Source organism: Streptomyces sp. TG1A-8 (assembly GCF_030499535.1).
In the GTDB taxonomy this organism is placed as follows: Bacteria; Actinomycetota; Actinomycetes; order Streptomycetales; family Streptomycetaceae; genus Streptomyces.
The window spans coordinates 4,988,607-5,007,874 of sequence record NZ_JASTLB010000001.1 but is presented as its reverse complement, the minus strand read 5'-3'; the positions used below and the strand labels follow the sequence as shown (position 1 = coordinate 5,007,874).

Sequence of the window (19,268 nt, the reverse complement as noted above, 5' to 3'; positions counted from 1 at the left end):
GGCGTCGCGCACGGTGGCGCCGAACTCAGCCCGTGAAGGCGGTGTTGTACTGGCCGCAGGTGGTGTCCAGGGTGCCCGCCAGACCGAGCACACCGAGCGGCACGTCGTTCTCGGACACGGTCTGCGGGCTGCACTCCTGGTAGGGGCGGTAGAGGTCGGACACCTGCTGCCCGCCGGGGGTGTCGGCGGCGGCGGTGCCGGCACCGATGGCGGCCAGTCCGCCGGCCGCCATTGCTGCGATCACGACCTGCTGAAGCTTGCGCATGGAACCCTCAGTTCTCTACTGGTGAATCGACGCCCATCGCCGAGCGTGATGGCACAGATACTAGCAGTAGCCGTAAGGGGGTGTTCACATGGGACGGACGTATCACGATGGGGACATACCGCCGCACGGTCACCGGGTTGACGCCAACCGGCCGTGAGCGGGGACGGGTTGCCGTCCCGCGCGTGCCGTCGCGTCAAACGGACCGGTGCCGGGTGCTGTCGCGTCGGCACCAACCCGGTTGCGACGCACGAAGGTTGTTTCAGGACAGCGCCGGCTCCGCGACGTGGAGGCGACCGCGGGCGGGCGTGGAGACGATCAGATCCCGCAGTCCCTCGACGTACCGCCGCACGTTCCTGCGGGCGATGTCGGTGTCCGGGTGGCGGCAGGCGAACCACAGTCCCTCGTGCAGCCGGTTGACCCAGGCGCACACCTGGTCGCCGTACGACACCCGGATCAATCCGTACGCCTTCCTCTCCGTCCAGCGGGCCGAGCCGGGAACACCGCGGGCGTCCACGTAGGAGACGATCGAGTACATGTCGGGCGAGGTCGGACGGAAGTCGGCGCCGAGCAGGCGCAGTACACGGGCCAGCGGGATGCGCGCCAGTGCCTGGTTGGCCCGCAGTTCGGCGCGGACCGTGGCGAGCGCGCTGTCGAAGTCCCGCGTCGCGGGCACCTCGATCGGCGCACCGCCGACGTACCAGCCCACGGAGTCCGACCACGCGGACTTCAGCCGGGTGTGCAGCGGCACGACCGTGCGGTAGACCGGCTGCCCGCCGAGCTCGTGGACGACGAGACTGGTCGCCGCCAGGATGCCCACCAGGCTGCCGCCGTAGGGGCGGCAGTGCGCCTCGAACGCGGCGGCGGCGTCCGCGTCGACGAGCGGCTCGCACACCAGCTTCTGGGCGGGCAGGGCGCAACCGGGCCGCAGACCGAGGTCGACGGGGAACTCCGGAAGCCTCCCGTCGCACCGGCCGATGAACTCCCGCCAGCGGGCGACGATCGCGTGCGTGTCGTCGATGCCGTCCGCGTTGGCCCGCTCCTGCTCGCAGAAGTCGACGTAACTCCCCACGGACCCACCGGTGACGGGCCGGGCGCCGGTGCCCGCCGTGTACAGTTCGCGGATCTCCTCCGGGATGCGCTGGAGGGAGTAGGCGTCGACGTTGCTGTGGTCGAAGACCATGTACACACTGACGGAGTCGTCGCGGACGACCGCCGCGTAGATGAGGTTCGGCCAGCCGAGCGCGTTCGCCGCGGCGTCGAATCGGTCCTGCAGGTACCGGACCAGCACCTCCGCATCGGCGAAGTCACCGACCACCTCCCGGTGCAGCGACACGTCGTCCTCGTCGAGCGTGAACCGGTGCATGTCGTCGCCGGCCCACCGGAAGCCGCTGCGCAGCGTCTCGTGCCGCAGCGTCCAGCCGCGCAACGCCCGCTCCAGCGCATCGGGATCGGCCCGGCCCGGCAGGTCGAACGCCGTGCCCAGCCAGGTCGGCACGAACATCCCGTCCTCACGCACCGACCGCGCCGTCCTGATGTGCGACTCCTGGATGTATGCCGGCGGTCGCGGATCCGGCGGCAGCACCGCTGCGGCCGCGACGGTCGCCGGACTGACCGTCCACTCGATGAGTCGCCCGGGCCGGACTTCACAGCGCTGAATGTCAGAAATTCGCACGATGGCGTCTCCTTCGCAGAAGACACCAGCTTCATCGACGGAGGACCGCGCGCCAGCGGCGGCTTCTGTGTCGCCGCCTTTTCAGCGGGACGTGTGACGCCTCGAACGGCGAAGCGGGGGCGGGCCGGTGAGTGCGTGGGCGGCACCGCCCGAGCCGTCACCGGCCCGCCCCCGGCGGACCACGGGCCCGGGGCCGGCGCGCGGACGTGGACGGCGAGCCGCACCGAAGTCCTCGGCGTCCCCCGCAGTCCTCGGCGTCCCCCGCCGGTCATGCACGAGGCCGCGGGAGTCGTCCCGCAACCGGCCCGCGACACCTGCGCGAACGGGGCCCGGGCGGACGCCGTTCGGGGTGTCCGGGACCCGCGGGGCAGCCCTTAGGCTGGGGCCGTGAACGACATCCGAGTCCTGCTCGCCGAGGACCAGGGCATGATGCGCGGGGCCCTCGCCCTGCTGCTGGGCATGGAGGATGACATCGAGGTGGTCGCCCAGGTCCCGGACGGCGACGCGATCGTGGACGCCGTGCTCGTGCACCGGCCGGACGTGGCCCTGCTGGACATCGAACTCCCGGGCACCAGCGGCCTGGACGCGGCGGCGCGGCTGCGGGAGCGGGCGCCGGACTGCCGGGTGCTGATCCTGACCACCTTCGGCCGGCCCGGGTACCTGCGCCGGGCCATGGAGGCGGGAGCGGCCGGCTTCCTGGTCAAGGACGGGCCGGTGGAGGAACTGGCCGCGGCGGTGCGGCGCGTGCTGGCCGGCGAGACCGTGGTCGACCCGGCGCTGGCCGCGGCGGCGCTCAGCGCCGGGCCGAGCCCGCTGACGGGCCGTGAGTGCGAGGTGCTGAAGGCGTCGGCGGACGGGGCGACGGTCGCCGACGTCGCCGCGCGGCTCCACCTGTCCGAATCCACCGTCCGCAACTACCTCTCCGCGGCGATCGGCAAGACGGGGACCCGCAACCGGGCGGAGGCGGTACGGGAGGCCCGGCAGCAGGGATGGCTGTGAGCGGGCTCCCGCCCGGCCCCCGCCACCCCGCCGGCCGCCACCCCGCCGGGTGCGCCGGGACCGGCGTCGCGTCCCCGCCCCGCGGGCCCCGCCCCCCGCCGCCTCACGCGGCGGCGGCCGGCGGCCTCCTCCGCGGCAGCCACGCCGCCATGAGCACCGCCCCGCCGAACAGCAGCGCCGCGCTCGCGCGGAAGGCGAGCGCGTAGCCCCGCGTCAGCGCCTCGGCGCCGGTAGCGCTGCCCGTGCCGGCCGCCGCGACGGTGGACATGACGGCGAGCCCGAGCGAACCACCCATCGTGCGCGAGGTGTTGATGAGTCCCGAGACCAGCCCGGCCTCCCCCGGTGCCGCGCCGGACGTGGCCAGCGAGGCCAGCGGGGTGCCGGCCAGCCCCGCACCCAGCATCATCAGCACGCCCGGGAGCATGATCCCGGTGACGTACGCGCCGTGCGCGCTCATCGTCGACTGCCAGCCGAAGCCGGCCGCGGCCACCAGCGTGCCGGCCGTCGCCACCGTGCGCGCCCCGGCCGCGCGCATCAGGCGCGGGGCGGCCTTGGAGCCCGCCAGCACGGCGAGCGAGCTGGGCACCAGGGCGAGGCCGGCGTCCAGCGGCCCGTAGCCGAGCGCGTTCTGGGCGTAGAGCGTCATGAAGTACCACATGCAGAACATCGCCGAGCCGGAGACGAACATGGCCGCGTTGGCCGACGCCACCGCGCGCCTGCGCAGCAGGCCCAGCGGCATCAGCGGCGCCGCCGTGCGCGCCTGCACCAGCAGGAAGAGGCCGATCAGGGCCGGCCCGGCGCACAGCGGCACCAGCGTGGCCGCGGCCGTCCACCCCCGCGCCTCCGTCTGCACGATGCCGTAGGCGAGCGTCGCCAGGCCCGCCGTCACCAGCAGCGCGCCCGGCAGGTCCAGGCGCCGCCGGTCCCCGGCGCGGCTCTCCACCAGCCGGCGCGCGGAACCGGCCAGCACCACCGCGCCCACCGGCACGTTGATCAGCAGCACCCACCGCCAGGACAGCGCGTCGACCAGCACCCCGCCGACCAGGCCGCCCGCGGCCCCGCCGCCTGCGCCCACCGCGGACCAGGTGGCTATCGCCCGCGCCCGGGCCGGCCCCTCCGGCACGGCCGCCGTCAGCAGGGTCAGCGTCGCGGGCGCCAGCACCGCCGCGCCCAGTCCCTGCACGGCCCGCGCCAGCAGCAGCTCCCAGCCCTCCCGGGCCAGTCCGCCGCCGAGCGAGGCCAGGGTGAACAGGCCGAGCCCGACCAGGAACATCCGCTTGCGGCCGTAGAGGTCGCCCGCACGGCCGCCGAGCAGCATGAACCCGGCGAAGGCGATGGCGTAGGCGTTCACCACCCACTGCAGGCCGGACGGGGTCAGGGCGAGATCGGCGCGCATCGACGGCAGGGCCACGTTGACCACGGACACGTCGAGGACGACCAGGAACTGCCCGGCGCAGGCCAGCGCGACCACCAGCCAGGCGGGCGGTGTCGCACGGCGGGCTGACGGGGGCGCGGTGTCGGCGGCTTCCAGCATGGTGGTCATGCTCTCAACCCCGTTACGGTCCCTGCATCGGCATTTCGGCCCCGGACATCCCGGAACGGCACCTTCCGCCCCGCCGCCGGCACTGACGGGAGATCAGAAACCCATGGGAAGGTCAAGATTTCTTTAGGGGCCCGAAGCAACGGAATAGTTGCCTGTGCATACGAGGTTTGACCCAGGACCCATTCGACGCGGGAGGCCCCACTCAATGACGCACACGACGACCGACCAGCCCGGCCGGAGGGCGAGCGGCGCCGTGGTCCCGGTGCTCGCCTTCGCGGGCATCGTGGTCGCGGTGATGCAGACCCTGCTCGTGCCGGTCATCAAGGACCTGCCGCAACTGCTGGGCACCGCCCCCAGCAACGCCACCTGGGTCCTGACCTCGACGCTGCTGTCCGGTGCCGTGGCCACCCCGATCATGGGCCGGCTCGGCGACCTGTACGGCAAGCGCCGCATGCTCGTGCTCAGCCTCGCCGTGATGGTGGTCGGCGCCCTGGTCAGCGCGCTCACCAGCGAACTGCTCACCATGATCGTCGGCCGTACCCTCCAGGGCTTCGCCATGGGCGCGATACCCCTGGGCATCGGCCTGATGCGGGACATGCTGCCGCGCGAGCGGCTCGGCTCGGCGATGGCCCTGATGAGCTCTTCCATCGGCGTCGGCGGCGGTCTCGCGCTGCCCGCCGCGGCCCTGGTCGCCCAGCACACGGACTGGCACACCCTGTTCTACGGTGCCGCCGGCCTCGGCGTGCTCTCCATCGCCCTCACCCTCCTCGTGGTCCCCGAGTCCCCGATGCGCGCCCGGGGCTCCTTCGACCTGCTCGGCGCGGTGGGCCTGTCGGCCGGCCTGGTACTGCTCCTGCTGCCCGTCACCAAGGGCAGCGACTGGGGCTGGTCGTCCGGCACGACGCTCGGCCTGTTCGCCGCGGCCGTGGTCGTCCTGCTGCTGTGGGGCCTGCTGGAACTGCGCCTCAAGGCTCCCCTGGTCGACCTGCGCACCACCGCCCGCCGCGAGGTGCTGCTCACCAACCTCGCCTCGATCATGGTCGGCGTCAGCTTCTACGTCGTCTCGCTCGTCCTGCCCCAGCTGCTCCAGCTGCCCGCGGCCACCGGCTACGGCCTCGGCCGGTCCATGGTCGTCGCGGGCCTGTGCGTGGCCCCGCTGGGCCTGACCATGATGTTCACCGCGCCGGTCTACGCCCGCCTGTCCGCCCGCTACGGCCCGAGGACCACCCTCATCACCGGCCTCGTGATCATCGCGATCGGCTACGGCGGCGGCCTCGGCCTGATGGACGCGGCCTGGCAGACCATCGTCACCTCCGTCGTCCTCGGCGCCGGCATCGGCCTCGCCTACTCCTCCCTGCCCGCGCTGATCGTCGGCGCGGTCCCCGCCTCCGAGACCGGCGCCGCCAACGGCCTCAACACACTGATGCGGTCCATCGGCACGTCCGTCTCCAGCGCCGTCATCGGCATGGTGCTGGCCGACACGGCCGACGACGTCGGCGGGGTCGCGGTCCCGACCATGCACGGCTTCCGCGTCTCCTTCCTCATCGCCACGGCCGCCGTGGCCGTCGGCCTGCTCCTGGCGGTCTTCCTGCCGAAGACGGCCCGCCGGGCCCAGCACACCCAGCTGCGGGCGAGCAGCGAGGAGGAGGCCAACCTGGAGCGGGCCGAGCAGGCGCTGCGCGGCTTCCGGGGCCGGGTGCTGGACGCCGGCGGGGCCCCCGTCGCCCGCGCCAAGGTCACCCTGATCGACCGGCGGGGCCGCCAGGCGGGGGCCACCGTGTCCGCGGAGGACGGCAGCTACGTCCTCGCCGTCCCCGCGCAGGGCGCCTACGTCCTGGCCGCCAGGGCCGCCGGGCACGGTCCGCTGGCCTCCTCGGCGACCCACGCCGGCGACGAGCGGGCCGTCGAGCTGGACCTGTCGCTGCCCGGCGGGGCGGTCACCGCCTGAGCAGCGCGCCACGCGTACCCCCGCCCACCGCGGCGGCGGGGGGTTGCGCCAGCATGGGCACCGAGGACGTCGTACGCGCCGGCACGCGGCAGCAGCCGGACAGGCCGTGCGGCCCCGTCGTGCAGACCGGACGAAAGGACCCCCATGCCCGCGGCACCGAAGCCGGAGATCCTGGCCGCGTTCGAGGCGGCGAAGGGCTTCATGCCCGTCGAGGAGGGCCTCGCCCTGTACGCGGCCGCCGTGGAGGCGGGGCGGTTGGGGCTGCCGCTGCTGGAGGTCGGCACCTACTGCGGGCGCTCCACCGTCCTGCTCGCCGACGCCGCCCGCGGGGCCGGGGTCACCGCGCTGACCGTCGACCACCACCGGGGCAGCGAGGAGCAGCAGCCCGGCTGGGACTACCACGACCCCGAGACCGTCGACCCGGAGACCGGGCTGATGGACACGCTGCCCATGTTCCGCCGCACCCTGTACGGGGCGGGACTGGAGGAGCACGTGGTCGCGCTCGTCGGCCGCTCCCCCCGGATCGCCGCGGTCTGGAACTCCCCGCTCGGCCTCGTCTTCGTCGACGGCGGCCACACCGACGAGCACGCCACCGCCGACTACGAGGGCTGGGCGCCGCACGTCGCCGACGGGGGCCTGCTGGTGATCCACGACGTCTTCCCCGAGCCGGAGGACGAGTTCACCGGGCAGGCGCCGTACCGGGTGTACCTGCGGGCCCTGGCGTCCGGGGCGTTCACGGAGACGGCGGTGACCGGGTCGCTGCGCGTCCTGCGGCGAACGGGGGCGGGAATCTGAGCGCCCGGTTAGAGTCGCTGACGTGTCGTACGAAGGCCCGCGGACCGATCCCCCGCACTCGCGCCGTCCCCGGCGCTCCCCGCTGACCGTGGCGCTGGCCGCGCTGGTGACCGGCGCACTGCTCGGCTGGGGGGTGTACGAGGCGGTGGGCGACGGCGGGCCGGGGACCCCGGTCCGCACCGCCTCCTCCCCGGCCGCCTCCACCGCGGCGCGCGAGACGTCGCCCTCGGGCCCCGCGGCCACGGAGGACGGCGGGCGGCCGGACCCCGCGCGCACGGCCTCCGCGCCCGCCGGAGCGGGACCGCTCAGGGGAAGGGTCGTGGTCATCGACCCGGGGCACAACCCAGGCAACGTCCGGCACACGGCCGAGATCAACCGCAGCGTGGACATCGGGACGAACCGCAAGGAGTGCGACACCACCGGGACGTCCACCAACGCCGGTTACACGGAGGCCCGGTTCACCCTCGACGTCGCCCACCGGCTGCGCGCCCTGCTGGAGGAGCAGGGCGCCACGGTGAGGCTGACCCACGACGGGGACGAGCCCGCCTGGGGTCCCTGCGTGGACGAGCGGGCGCGGATCGGCAACACCGCCCGCGCGGACGCGGCCGTCTCAATCCACGCCGACGGCTCGGCGCCCGGCAACCGCGGCTTCCACGTCATCATGCCGGGGCCCGTGCACTCCGGAGGGGCCGACACCCGCGCGATCGTCGGCCCCTCCCGCGCCCTGGGCGAGCGCATCGCCGGCCACTTCCTGCACGCCACCGGTGAGGCGCCCTCCAACTACCTCGGTTCGGGCACCGGCCTGGTCACGCGCACGGACCTGGGCGGTCTCAATCTGTCAACGGTTCCCAAGGTGTTCATCGAGTGCGGCAACATGCGCGATAGCAAGGACGCGGCACAACTGACCAGCGGCGCCTGGCGGCAGAAGGCGGCGCAGGGGATCTCCGAGGGAATCGTGAGTTTCCTGCGCGAGTCGCGAGCGGCGGGCGGATCCGGCCGTACAGCCGGCTCACACGGGCGCTAGTGTCTACCGACGACGAGACGACCTACGAAGGACCTGAAGTGAATATCCGCTCCCTCACTAGAGGCGACGGCGTGGTGATCGGGGCAGCGGTGTTGCTGTTCATCGCGTCGTTCCTCGACAACTACTCGTACGACGCCGGCGACTTCGACATGCCGAACCTCTGGTCGAGCGGGCCGGTCCTGCTGAGCGTCGTCCTGGCGGGGATCATCGGGGCCGCGCTCGTCGTCGTCGCCCGCGCCCTGCCGCAGCCGCGCAAGGTGGCCGGCCTCGACCTCGGCCAGTTCGGTGCCGCGTTCGCCGTCTTCGCCGCGTGGAGCGCGCTCGGCAACGTGATCGACCCGTCGGGCGGCGCGAACAACATCGGCAACGGCTCCAGCGACGGCCCGAGCGCCGGCACGGGTCTGGTCATCGCCCTCGTCGCCACGCTGGTCATGGCCGCCGCGGCCATCGCCACCCCCCTCGTCCCGGCGTTGCAGGCCCCGCTGGTCCCGGCCGCCAAGCCGGCCGCTCCGCAGCCCTACGGCGCCCAGCCGCCCGGTGGTTACGGCTACCCGGGCGCCCCGGCGCAGCCGTACGGCGCCCAGCCGCAGCCCGGCCAGGCCTACGGGCAGCCGGGTGTGCCGGCCGCCCCGGCGCCGCAGCCGGCCGCCGCGGAGTTCTCGCCGTTCTGGTTCGCCGTGCCGGTGACGCGTCCGCTGTACGCGGAGGACGGCTCGCCCGCCCCGGTCGCCGAACTGGCGCCCGGCACCTGGTACCTGGCGGTCGAGCAGCGCGGTGCCGCGCTGGTCGCGCAGACCCAGGACGGCCGCCGCGGCGTGCTCCAGGACACCACCGGCATCCAGCGCGGCTGAGCCGCGCCCCCGCCGCCGCGCACGGCCCCCGCCCGGACGGGCGGGGGCCGTCGCCGTGGGGCCGCCCGGCGCACTGCGCACGGCCGCCCGCCGGACGGGGCGGCGACCGGACCCGGACCCCCTACCCCTTGGAGAGCTCGGAGGCGGAGGGCACCTTGTCCTTGACCGGTGCTCCGGCGTCCTTGCCCGCGTCCTTGACCTTGTTGATGATGTCGTCGTAGGAGTCGGCCGCCTTGCCGTCGCCCTTGCGGAGCTTGGCCGGCAGGGCCTTCAGGGCGTCGATGCCCTTGGTGAGCGGCGCGAGCGCCCTGGAGAGCAGGGGATCGCCCTTGGCGTTCCGCTGGGCCGCCTTGAGCCGGTTGTAGGCGAAGGCGCCGGCGAGCCCGGCCTTCACCAGGGTCACGGTGCGGCCGTGGGCGCCCTTCTTGAACTTCCCGGCCTTCCAGGGCTTCACGATCCACTGGTAGGTCGCACCGGCCGCGAGGCCCGCGTTCAGCACGAAGCGGGTCTTGGCGAACTTCTGGCGCTCCGCGGAGGTCGTCGGGCTGGGGGTGGCGACGACGAGCGCCGCCGCCACCGTGTCCTGGGTACTGCTGCTGGTCGTCCGGCCGTTCCCACAGGCGGTGGCACCGGCCAGCAGGGCGCAGCACAGCGTGAGCGCCACGCAGAGGCGTCGTATCGGTACAGGCACGAGGTCCTCCGGGTGTCTTTCCGATCGGGTGCTTCCTCCGGCAGACTCACCCGGACGGGCGCCGCCCGCCACTCGGGGACGGCGGCACCGCGCCGCCCGTCCTCCCGCACGGCCGCTGCACGGCACGGGCACGGGGGTTTCGCCCCCCGGGTTGCGGCAATGCGCATTGCATGTCTCGATATCGCACTGGCGCGAATCAGGCCGGCACGGTCATAGCGGCCGTCGCCGACGTCATGGCCCTCATCCTCGGCCTGTGGATCCTGATGTACCTACTGGACGCGAACCGGGCCAACAGCCTGGTGCAGTTCGTCCACGACGCGGCCTCCTGGCTGGCCGGCTGGTCGCACGACCTGTTCACCTTCGACGAGGCCTGGGCGCGGGTGGTCGCCGGTTACGGCCTCGCCGCCGTGGTCTACCTGTTCGTCGGCCACGCCGTCGCCAACCGCATGCACCGCCGCTGAACCCTCAGCGGCAGCAGTCGGGGTCCAGGCCGACCGGCAGGCGGTCGCCGCCGAAGACCGCGCACGTGGCCTCGTGGCCGCCCAGGGCGGCCACGGCCAGCAGGAGCGAGCCCGCCGTCCAGGTGGTGAGTTCGCGGGGCCACACGGCGCCGTCGTCGAAGACGTAGCCCGTCCAGTACAGGCCGGTCTCCGCGTCGCGCAGGTGCTGGACGGACTGCAGGATCTCCAGGGCGCGGTCCGACTCGCCCACCGCCCACAGGGCCAGGGCGAGTTCGCTGGACTCGCCGCCGGTCACCCACGGGTTGGGCACGACGCAGCGCACGCCCAGGCCGGGGACGACGAAGCGGTCCCAGCCGGCCTCGATGCGCGCCTTGGCCTCCGCCCCGGTCAGGGCGCCGCCGAGGACCGGGTAGTACCAGTCCATCGAGTAGCGGTCCTTGTCGAGGAAGCGCTCGGGGTGCCGGCGGATGGCGTGGCGCAGCGCGCCGACCGCCAACTCCCAGTCGGGCTGCGCCTCCTCGCGCTGCTCGGCGATGGCGAGCGCGCAGCGCAGCGCGTGGTGGACCGAGGAGCTGCCGGTGAGCAGCGCGTCCGCGGCGGGGGTGCCGTCGTCCTCGCGCCGCCAGCCGATCTGGCCGCCGGGCTGCTGCAGCCGCAGCACCCACTCCACGGCCGCGTGGACGCACGGCCACATGCGGTCCAGGAACGTGTCGTCACCGGTGGACAGGTAGTGGTGCCAGACGCCGACCGCCACGTAGGCGACGAAGTTCGACTCGCGGGCGCGGTCGGTGACGTCGTCGTGGGCGCCGTCGGCGTAGGCGGCGTACCAGGAGCCGTCCTCGTTCTGGTGGGTGGCGAGCCAGTCGTAGGCCCGCCCGGCGGCCTCGTGCTCACCGGCCGCGTCCAGCGCCATGGCCGCCTCGGTGTGGTCCCACGGGTCGAGGTGGTGACCGCGGAACCACGGGATGGCGCCGTCCTCCCGCTGCGCGGCGAGGATGCCGCGCACGGTCTCGGCGGCCTGCCCGGCGGTGAGGACCCCGGGCAGGACGAGGTGTTCCGTCCGGGGGGTGGTCACTGGGCGGCCGCCTCGGTCGTCGCGGCGGCCGCGGCGTCCTGCGCGAGCCGGGGCGGGTGCGGCTTGGTGGCGTACGCCACGAAGCTCTTGCCGATCAGCGGGTTGAGCGCCTGTTCGGCGACCCGGGTGGCCAGCGGCTTCTTCATGATGTCCCAGACCAGCAGCTTGTGGTACGCCCGCACGGGCAGCGCCGTGTCGTTGTCGACGCCGAACGCGCACTTCAGCCACCAGTACGGCGCGTGCAGCGCGTGCGCGTGGTGCGTGCCGTACGGCTTCAGGCCCGCCCCGCGCATCTTCGCCAGCAGTTCGTCCGCCCGGTAGATGCGGATGTGGCCGCCCTCGACCTCGTGGTAGGCGTCGGACAGCGCCCAGCAGACCTTCTCCGGCCCGTAGCGCGGCACCGTGACGGCGATCCGGCCGCCCGGCCTGAGCACGCGCACCATCTCGGCGAGGACGCCCTTGTCGTCGGGGATGTGCTCCATCACCTCGGAGATGATGACGACGTCGAAGGACTCGTCCGGGAAGGGCAGCGCGAGGGCGTCGCCCTCCATGGCGGTGGCGGTGGCGCCCTCGGGGGCCTCCCCGGCCTCCCCCATCGCCGCGAACCACTTGGCGACCTCGCGGATCTCCCCGGCGTTCCGGTCGAGGGCCACGACCCGGGCGCCGCGCCGGTAGCACTCGAAGGCGTGCCGGCCGGCTCCGCAGCCGAGGTCCAGGACACGGTCGCCGGGGGCGAGCGGGAACCGGGAGAAGTCGACGGTCAGCACGTGGCCCTGCTTTCGGAGGAGACGCCTGGAACACTTGCCGGGGCCGCGGGACGGCCGGGGGTCCGGGGTGCGGGACGGCCGGGGCCCGCGGCGCGGGCGACGGCCTCGCGGTAGTGGGCCACGGTGCCTTCGGCGGCGCGGGCCCAGGTGAAGTTCCGCAGCACCCGCTCACGGCCCGCCGCGCCGAGCCGTACGCGCAGTGCGGGGTCGCCCAGCAGGCGGCCGAGCCGGGCGGCCAGCGCGTCCGCGTCGCCGGGCGGCACCGCGAGGCAGGTCTCGCCGTCGCGGCCGGCGACCTCGGGGATGGCGCCGCCGGTGGTGGCGGCGAGCGGGGTGCCGGTGGCCATGGCCTCGGCGGCGGGCAGCGAGAAGCCCTCGTAGAGCGAGGGCACGCAGGCGACTTCGGCCGAGCGGATCAGGTCGACCAGTTCGGCGTCGGAGATGCCCTTGACGAACTCGACGGCGTCCGCGAGTCCGTAGCGTTCGACCGCCGCCGCGACCGGCCCTTCCTGCGGACGCTTGCCGACGACGACGAGGTGGGCGGCCGGGTGCTCGGTGCGCACCTTGGCGAGCGCCTCCACGAGGAAGACCAGGCCCTTGAGGGGCACGTCGGCGCTGGAGGTGGTCACGATGCGGCCGGGCACCTCGGGGACGGCCGGGTTCGGCGCGAACAGGTCGGTGTCGGCGCCGATGTGGACGACGTGGACGCGCTCGTCGCGGACGCCGAGGTGGTCCACGATCTCCTGGCGGGAGCTGCCGGAGACCGTCAGCACCGAGGGCAGCCGGCGGGCGACGCGCTTCTGCATCCGCGTGAAGGCGTACCAGCGGCGCACCGATTGGCGGCGCTGCCAGGTCTCGGCGGCGTCCAGTTCGAGCCGCCGGTCGACGGTGACGGGGTGGTGGATCGTGGTGACCAGGGGGGCGCCGAGGTCGCCCAGCAGGCCGTAGCCGAGGGTCTGGTTGTCGTGCACGACGTCGAACTCGCCGCGGCGGGCGCGCAGGTGGCGGCGGGCGCGCAGGGAGAAGGTGAGCGGTTCGGGGAAGCCGCCGGTCCACATGGTGGCGACTTCGAGGGCGTCGATCCAGTCCCGGTACTCGTCCCGCCCGGGGGTGCGGAAGGGGTCGGGCTGGCGGTAGAGGTCGAGGCTCGGCAGCTCGGTCAGGGTGAGTCCGGGCAGGCCCTCGTCCAGGACGGGGTACGGCTGGGAGCCGATGACCTCGACCCGGTGGCCCAGGCGGGCCAGTTCGCGGGAGAGGTGCCGGACGTAGACGCCCTGGCCGCCGCAGAACGGGTTCCCCTTGTAGGTGAGGAGCGCGATGTGGAGCGGTCGCCCGCCGTCGGCGGCGGAGTCCGGCCGAGGGCCCGTCCGACTGGCCTCAGCGGTCACCTTGGGCCCCCTTCTGCCTGTTTTGTCCCGCGAGGTTACGACGGGACGCCGACCTGGAACGAGTTCCAGACTTGATCGTTCAAGCGGCTCCGAATCTACCGGCAGGTAGGAGTGCTGCGAGCAGTGGGTCAGGTGATTCGCGCCACGGCGCGGCCCCCGCCGGACCGGGTGACCACGTGCCCCATCGAGCGCACCTGGCGCTCGGCGCCGATCACCCGGCTGTCGGGCAGCGCCTCGGTCGCCCGGGTGGAGGCCACGGCATCGAGACGGCGTGCCGGCTGATCGACCCGACGGAACCGCACGGGGCCGCACGGGGCCGCACGGGGCCGGCCCGTGCGGGCGGGTGCGCGCCGGCCCGGACGGCGCCCCCGGACCGCCGCCCGCACACCGGCCCGCACCGGTCCTCCGGGGTCAGCCGAGGCCGGCGGCCTCCCGTTCCGCCCGGCTCAGCGGCGGGCCGGGCAGGGGGCGCCTGCGCGGGCCGAAGCAGAGGGCCCACAGCATGTCGGGGGCGAACAGCCGGGTGGGCGGGGTCTTCAGGCTCATCACGTCCAGCAGGCCGCGCAGGGCGCGCGGGTCCTGCGAGCCGGCCGCCACCGTCCTGTCGACGTACGCGGTGAGCAGCCGCTCCACGGGGGTCGGCGGCTCGGGCGCGGCACCGGGGTAGTACGCGTCCTGGCCGACCGCCAGGTTCCAGGCGTTGCCCACCGGGCGGGCCACCGCGCGCTGGACGCGGCGGGCGGTGCCGGGTGCGGTGGGCCCGTACCGGTCCAGGACCCGGCCGAGGGCCTGCGCGCTCTGCGCGGCGACCGACAGGCCGTGCCCGTAGACGGGGTTGTAGCCGGCGACGGCGTCCCCGAGGACGGCGAAGCCGTCCGGCCACGTCCCGGCCCTCTCGTAGTAGCGGCGCCTGTTGGCCGTGCTGCGCGTGGTGACCGGGTCGGTGAGCGGCTCGGCCCGGGCGAGGAGCCGGCCGATGACCGGGTCCGCGAGCCCGGTGAGCGCGAAGTGCTCGAACCGCTCGGGGTCCGCGGTCGGTTCGCCGCCGCGGGTGCCGGAGAGCGTCACCAGCCAGCGGTCGCCCTCGATCGGCACGACGACCCCGCCGCGGCCGGGCGCGTCGCGCGGGTCGGCCTGGACGTTCACGACCGGGTAGCGCAGCGCGGCCGTCCCGGCGGGGGCCGCGTAGACGCGGCTGGCGTAGGCGACTCCCGCGTCGACGACCCGTTCCTCGACCGGGGCGTGGCCCAGCTCCCGCAGCCAGGCGCGGGCGTGGGAGGCCCGGCCGCTCGCGTCGATCACGAGGTCGGCGTGCAGGGTCGTGGTCCGCCCGCCCGGCCCGGCGGGCACGCGCACGCCCGTCACCCGCCCCTCGTCCCCCGCGAGGCCCGCCACCCGCGTCCCGTCCAGCAGGGTGATCCCGCGGCGGCCGAGGACGTCGGCCCGGACGACCGCGTCCAGCAGGTCCCGGCTGCACACGATCATGTGGTGCCGGGAGTCGGTGAACCGCCGGAACCACTGCCCCGAGGGCGCCTTGCTCACCAGGTCCGCCATCACGCCGATGAGCCCCGCGCCCCGGCCGACCAGTTCCCCGGTGACGCCCGGCAGCAGCTCCTCCATCGCGGCCACCCCGCCGGACCACAGCAGGTGGGCGTGGTGGGCCTGGGGCAGCCCCCTGCGCGGTTCGGGCCCCTGCGGCAGCCGGTCGGCCTCCACGACCGTGACCTGCTCGAAGCGGCCGGTGAGCACGGAGGCGGCCAGCATGCCGGCCGTGCTGCCCCCGATGACGAGCGCGGTGCGGCGGCGGGCGGCGGGTGCGTCAGGCATGGGCGGTGTGACCTTCCGTGGCGGCCGCCTCCCGGCGGAACGCGTCGATGTCCGGCGCGTGACACCGCAGGGCGTACGCGATGGACTCCAGCTCGCTGTCCGGGATGCCCGGGGTACCGGGGGCCACGGGCGGCGGCTTCCGGCGCTGCCCCGGGGCCCCCGGCCCGGCACCGCCCCCGGCCCCGGGCGCGCCGGGGGCCGGCCCGGAGCGGGCGGACGGCGACGGCTCCCCGGGGTGGTCCGAGGGGGCCGGGTCGTCCCCGGCCTCCCGGCGGCGCATGGTGTCCACGGCGGTCAGGATGTCCACCGCACCCGCGATGCCCCGCGCGACGGCATCGCAATGGCCCGCGGCCCCGGCCACCCGCCGGACGCGCTCGCGGCGGGTGAGGCTGAGGTAGGGGCCCAGTTTCAGCAGGCCGTCGTTGATGGCCGCCCGGCGCAGCTCCAGCCGCAGCGCGGCCCCGCTGACCCGACCGGTCGCCGGGGCGGCCGGCGCGGTGACCGCGAGCATGGCCTGCCACAGCGGCTTCAGCCGCCGGTGCGAGCGGACCAGCCGCCGGCGTTCCTCGGCCACCGGGCCGGCCTGCCCGGCGATGAAGCCCACCGCGACCAGGGCCGCCTCGGCGATGGCGAACGGCGGCGCGACGTACGTCGACAGCCAGTCCCAGTCCCGGCCGCTCCAGCGGGCGCCGATCGCGGCGATTTTGGCGACGTCGAAGATGAGCCCGAGCGCGTAGGCGACCTGGAGGAAGACCACGGCCCGGCGCAGCCAGGTGTCCTCGACCTCCGTGAACCAGGCCCACAGCATGCTCGCCGCGACCACCGCGGACACCATGTGCGCGACCAGGTACAGCATCGCGAACTCGCGCATCCAGGGCGTGTTGGCGTAGTAGGTGTCGAGGTCGCGCAGCCGCTCCACGTGGTGGTCGCCGAGCAGGAAGGTCGTCCACAGGCCGACGATGATGAGGGCGTAGGCGATCCAGACCGTGCGGGTGCGCCGGCGCCGGGCCGCGGACGGGGGCTCGCGCCAGGTGATGATCAGCCACAGGCAGGCCCCGCAGTAGGCGGTGAGCAGCGAGTACACCCACAGACCGGCGAAGTTGGGGATGCCGGTGATCCGGTTGACGCGGTGCAGGTTGCCCGGCGGCAGCGAGACGAAGACCACCGCGCCGATGCCGAGCAGCAGCGCGGTCGCCCGCAGGATCGGGTCCTGCCAGGCCCGGCGCAGCAGCGGCAGCTTGATCACGAAGGCCACGGCGAGCAGTACGGCCGGGACGGTGTAGGCGAGGAAGGAACCCGCCAGGTCCCAGCGCGGGTCTTCGCGCATCACGGCCCGCCGATGTTGCCCAGCGAGGACGACAGCCGGCCGGTGAGGGTGTCCTGGGTCGTCCGCCCGGCCGCCGCGTGCGGTCCGACGACCTTGGAGAACTTCGCCGCCAGCCGCAGCCCGCACTCCTCGGCCTCCCACTCGGCGTCGGCCGCCGCGGCGGCGGGCGACCGGGTCGCCATGGCGACGACCTGGTCCCACGGGACGGCCCCGTCGTCCCGGGAGAGCAGCCGGCGGGCGGCGGTCGGCATGCCGGCCGGGTAGTGCACGTCCAGCGTCTGGTAGTGGATGTGGCCGAGCTCGTGGCCGGTGATGACGAACTTGTGGGCGTCGGGGGCGCGTTCCTCGACCACGACGACGTACTCCTCGTCCATGGCGAAGGTGACCCCGGAGACGTCCAGGCCCGGCGGGAAGCCGACGAACTTCAACCGGACCGGCCGGTCCAGCTGCGGGCTGAGCGTGGCGCAGACCGCGTGCAGGAACGCCTCCGGCCCGGTCGGCGGGGTCAGCGTCCGGACGGTGTCGCGGACGAGCCGGTCGAGGAACCGCTTCGGCGACCCGCCCGGCCTGCGGGACTTCGGCGATCTGTCGGTGCTCATGCGTCGTCCTTGCGGTCGTCGTCCTCGGGCTCGCGGCCGACCGTCGTCGCTCGCCGCCGGCCACTGCGGTCACATCGGTCGCGTCGGTCGCCGGGCCGCGCGGGCACCGGACCGGATACCTCAGCCGCCGCTCTCCCCCCGCTCCGACATGATGATCATCTCCGCCAGGTCGGCGAGCGTGGCCAGTTGGCGGGGGTTCATCTGCGGGGCGCGCGCGGCCAGCCGGACCAGTCCGCTCTCGCGCAGCCTCAGCAGCGGGTCCGCCTCGGCCTCCAGCGCCTGCAGCACCGGCTGCAGCGCCTCGTGCAGCGCCTCCGGTTCGTCCGCGGTGAAGAAGCCCGCGGACAGGCCGAAGAACCTGCGCAGCCGGTCGGTGTGCTCCAGGCCCGGCATGCCGCTCTTGCGCCACTCGCTCAGCCACTGCCGGCTGGTCCCGGCGATCCTGGCCAGTTCGTCCAGCGAGTACCGCTTGCCGTCGGGCCGCCGCCGGGTCTCCCGGATGAAGTCCAGCCGCTGACGCACCCGTTGGGCCAAAGACGCCTCGGGCGCCCGGCCGCCCGAGAGCAGCTCGACGACGACGCCGACGGGGATCCCGGTGCGATGGGAGAGGCCCGCCACGTCCAGGACCTCCGGCAGCCGGCCCGGGCGGCCGGTCAGTTCCCCGAGGCGGTCGAGCACATCGGCCAGCGGGGCGTAGGCGTCACTCACCGAGGTCCCCCCCCTGGGCGTGTCATCCGTTCCGTGGCTGAACTGACGCGAGGCTACCCGGTCGCCCGTGCGCCGACCAGGCATGCCAACACCCACTGCCGAATTGGGCAGCAATCGTTGACAGTTGAGGGCGCGGTGGGCGAGGATCGAGGCACCGGAGCAAGATCGACCCGCCTCGGGTGCTGCCTATGGGGGAGCAGCATCCGGGGCGTCCTCCTGTCCGCTCCCCACCCCGCCGCGCCCCCGCACCGCCGGCCCCGGCAACCGTTCCACCACCGGACCGCCCCGCGGCCGGACCGGTCCGCCGCCCACCGCGCGGCCACCCCGGGCGGGACCCCGGCCGGCCCTCCGCACGGCCGTCCCGACCCCCGCCCACGGACCCGCGCCGCCGCGGGCGCCGCACCGGGCGGCCCGCCGGGCGGTTTTCGAGACCGCGGTCACATGCGGTGCACCCACTGGGTGAGCGCCCGTGTCCGGCCGGTGAGGGGGACGGTGAAGCACCCCACATGACGCAGATCACCTACGACCCGCCCTCGTAGCCCCAGATGTCCGGAAAGTCCCTTTGGCCACCACCTCTGACCTGCGGATTGAGAGCCACGCCACACGAACCGCCCTCCCCCCGGATCCGGCCACAACTAGTAAAAGGGGTCATTGCGGACGCGTTTCCGACCTGCTTCTCTGGACCACGTCGCCAGGCGCCACGAGCCCGCAACGGGCCGGGCACCGACGCATGCGGCCCTCGCACGGACACCGGGCGGGGCCGGGACATGCGGGCGATCCCCCGTCCCCGACGCAAGAGGTTCTCCGTGTCCGTCTCCTTCATCCGCCGCATCGCTTCTCCGAAGAAGGCCCTCACCGCCGCCGCCGTGGCCGCCGCCACCGCCGGCATGGCGCTGACCGCGGCGCCCGCCCAGGCCGCCACCTCCGCCTCCTCCGCCCAGGCGATCGCGCACCAGATGATCCCGGACGCCGCGCAGTACAACGCGTTCAGCAAGATCGTCGAGCACGAGAGTGGCTGGAACCCCACCGCCACCAACGGCTCCTCCGGCGCCTACGGCCTGGTCCAGGCCCTGCCGGGCTCGAAGATGGCCTCGGCCGGCGCCGACTGGAAGACCAACCCGGCCACCCAGATCAAGTGGGGCCTGAACTACATGGAGTCCCGCTACGGCAGCCCGGCCGCCGCCTGGAACTTCTGGCAGGCCAACGGCTGGTACTGAGCCGCCCGCCGCCCACTGCGGCCCCGGCCCCCGCACCCCCGCCCACCCGGCGGGGGTGTGCGCGCGTCCGGGCGCCCCCGCCGCCCCGCGCCCGCCGTGCGGCGGCCCGCC

General features: G+C 74.5%; 19 protein-coding genes. 7 read left to right on the top strand and 12 right to left on the bottom strand.

Features of this window, described 5'->3' with window-relative positions; all coding sequences use genetic code 11:
- Window positions 1–25: 25 nt before the first annotated feature.
- Entirely contained in the window at window positions 26–265 is a 240-nt protein-coding gene (locus QQY24_RS21945; RefSeq protein ID WP_301974411.1) for a hypothetical protein, read from the bottom strand.
- Window positions 266–524: 259 nt separating this feature from the next.
- The gene (locus QQY24_RS21940) at window positions 525–1,937 is read right to left on the bottom strand and encodes a condensation domain-containing protein (RefSeq protein WP_301974410.1); all 1,413 of its coding nucleotides are present in this window, start codon (window positions 1,935–1,937) and stop codon (window positions 525–527) included.
- Window positions 1,938–2,324: 387 nt separating this feature from the next.
- On the opposite strand from QQY24_RS21940, the gene QQY24_RS21935 reads away from it, so the two are divergent.
- On the top strand, window positions 2,325–2,936 hold the full coding sequence (locus QQY24_RS21935; protein WP_301974409.1) for a response regulator transcription factor: 612 nt from the start codon (window positions 2,325–2,327) through the stop codon (window positions 2,934–2,936).
- A gap of 103 nt (window positions 2,937–3,039) precedes the next feature.
- Here QQY24_RS21935 and QQY24_RS21930 read toward each other — a convergent pair whose 3' ends face one another.
- Entirely contained in the window at window positions 3,040–4,479 is a 1,440-nt protein-coding gene (locus QQY24_RS21930) for an MFS transporter (protein ID WP_301974408.1), read from the bottom strand.
- A gap of 205 nt (window positions 4,480–4,684) precedes the next feature.
- Here QQY24_RS21930 and QQY24_RS21925 point away from each other — a divergent pair, with 205 nt between their 5' ends.
- From QQY24_RS21925 to QQY24_RS21910, 4 genes are all read left to right on the top strand, one after another.
- Complete coding sequence (locus tag QQY24_RS21925; protein WP_301974407.1) at window positions 4,685–6,427, top strand: MFS transporter; 1,743 nt, start codon at window positions 4,685–4,687, stop codon at window positions 6,425–6,427.
- A 144-nt stretch (window positions 6,428–6,571) separates the two neighbouring features.
- Window positions 6,572–7,222, top strand: a complete 651-nt coding sequence (locus QQY24_RS21920) for a class I SAM-dependent methyltransferase (protein WP_301974406.1) — start codon at window positions 6,572–6,574, stop codon at window positions 7,220–7,222.
- Between the two features lie 22 nt (window positions 7,223–7,244).
- A complete protein-coding gene (locus tag QQY24_RS21915) occupies window positions 7,245–8,246 on the top strand; it encodes an N-acetylmuramoyl-L-alanine amidase (RefSeq protein WP_301974405.1) in 1,002 nt (333 codons plus the stop codon).
- A gap of 38 nt (window positions 8,247–8,284) precedes the next feature.
- Complete coding sequence (locus tag QQY24_RS21910; RefSeq protein WP_301974404.1) at window positions 8,285–9,097, top strand: DUF5336 domain-containing protein; 813 nt, start codon at window positions 8,285–8,287, stop codon at window positions 9,095–9,097.
- Window positions 9,098–9,218: 121 nt separating this feature from the next.
- Here QQY24_RS21910 and QQY24_RS21905 read toward each other — a convergent pair whose 3' ends face one another.
- Window positions 9,219–9,788: a hypothetical protein gene (locus QQY24_RS21905; protein ID WP_301974403.1), complete on the bottom strand. Its 570-nt coding sequence runs from the start codon at window positions 9,786–9,788 to the stop codon at window positions 9,219–9,221.
- A gap of 170 nt (window positions 9,789–9,958) precedes the next feature.
- Between QQY24_RS21905 and QQY24_RS21900 the strand changes: the two genes are divergently transcribed.
- Window positions 9,959–10,249, top strand: a complete 291-nt coding sequence (locus QQY24_RS21900) for a hypothetical protein (RefSeq protein WP_301974402.1) — start codon at window positions 9,959–9,961, stop codon at window positions 10,247–10,249.
- A gap of 4 nt (window positions 10,250–10,253) precedes the next feature.
- Here QQY24_RS21900 and QQY24_RS21895 read toward each other — a convergent pair whose 3' ends face one another.
- The 8 genes from QQY24_RS21895 to QQY24_RS21860 all read right to left on the bottom strand — a co-directional run bounded on the left by QQY24_RS21895 (window position 10,254) and on the right by QQY24_RS21860 (window position 17,940).
- A complete protein-coding gene (locus tag QQY24_RS21895) occupies window positions 10,254–11,324 on the bottom strand; it encodes a prenyltransferase/squalene oxidase repeat-containing protein (RefSeq protein WP_301974401.1) in 1,071 nt (356 codons plus the stop codon).
- On the bottom strand, window positions 11,321–12,091 hold the full coding sequence (locus tag QQY24_RS21890; RefSeq protein WP_301974400.1) for a class I SAM-dependent methyltransferase: 771 nt from the start codon (window positions 12,089–12,091) through the stop codon (window positions 11,321–11,323). The genes QQY24_RS21895 and QQY24_RS21890 overlap by 4 nt, the downstream gene beginning before the upstream one ends.
- Window positions 12,085–13,479: a glycosyltransferase family 4 protein gene (locus QQY24_RS21885; protein WP_301974399.1), complete on the bottom strand. Its 1,395-nt coding sequence runs from the start codon at window positions 13,477–13,479 to the stop codon at window positions 12,085–12,087. Before QQY24_RS21885 ends, QQY24_RS21890 begins: the two co-directional genes overlap by 7 nt.
- Window positions 13,480–13,607: 128 nt before the next feature.
- Entirely contained in the window at window positions 13,608–13,736 is a 129-nt protein-coding gene (locus QQY24_RS21880) for a hypothetical protein (RefSeq protein ID WP_301974398.1), read from the bottom strand.
- A gap of 154 nt (window positions 13,737–13,890) precedes the next feature.
- Window positions 13,891–15,306: an NAD(P)/FAD-dependent oxidoreductase gene (locus QQY24_RS21875; RefSeq protein WP_301974397.1), complete on the bottom strand. Its 1,416-nt coding sequence runs from the start codon at window positions 15,304–15,306 to the stop codon at window positions 13,891–13,893.
- Window positions 15,299–16,633, bottom strand: coding sequence for an MAB_1171c family putative transporter (locus tag QQY24_RS21870; protein WP_301974396.1), 1,335 nt, complete (start codon window positions 16,631–16,633; stop codon window positions 15,299–15,301). The genes QQY24_RS21875 and QQY24_RS21870 overlap by 8 nt, the downstream gene beginning before the upstream one ends.
- On the bottom strand, window positions 16,633–17,232 hold the full coding sequence (locus tag QQY24_RS21865; RefSeq protein ID WP_301974395.1) for a hypothetical protein: 600 nt from the start codon (window positions 17,230–17,232) through the stop codon (window positions 16,633–16,635). The genes QQY24_RS21870 and QQY24_RS21865 overlap by 1 nt, the downstream gene beginning before the upstream one ends.
- A gap of 120 nt (window positions 17,233–17,352) precedes the next feature.
- On the bottom strand, window positions 17,353–17,940 hold the full coding sequence (locus tag QQY24_RS21860) for an XRE family transcriptional regulator (protein WP_301974394.1): 588 nt from the start codon (window positions 17,938–17,940) through the stop codon (window positions 17,353–17,355).
- 806 nt (window positions 17,941–18,746) lie between these two features.
- On the opposite strand from QQY24_RS21860, the gene QQY24_RS21855 reads away from it, so the two are divergent.
- On the top strand, window positions 18,747–19,157 hold the full coding sequence (locus tag QQY24_RS21855) for a transglycosylase SLT domain-containing protein (RefSeq protein ID WP_301974393.1): 411 nt from the start codon (window positions 18,747–18,749) through the stop codon (window positions 19,155–19,157).
- Window positions 19,158–19,268 lie beyond the last annotated feature (111 nt).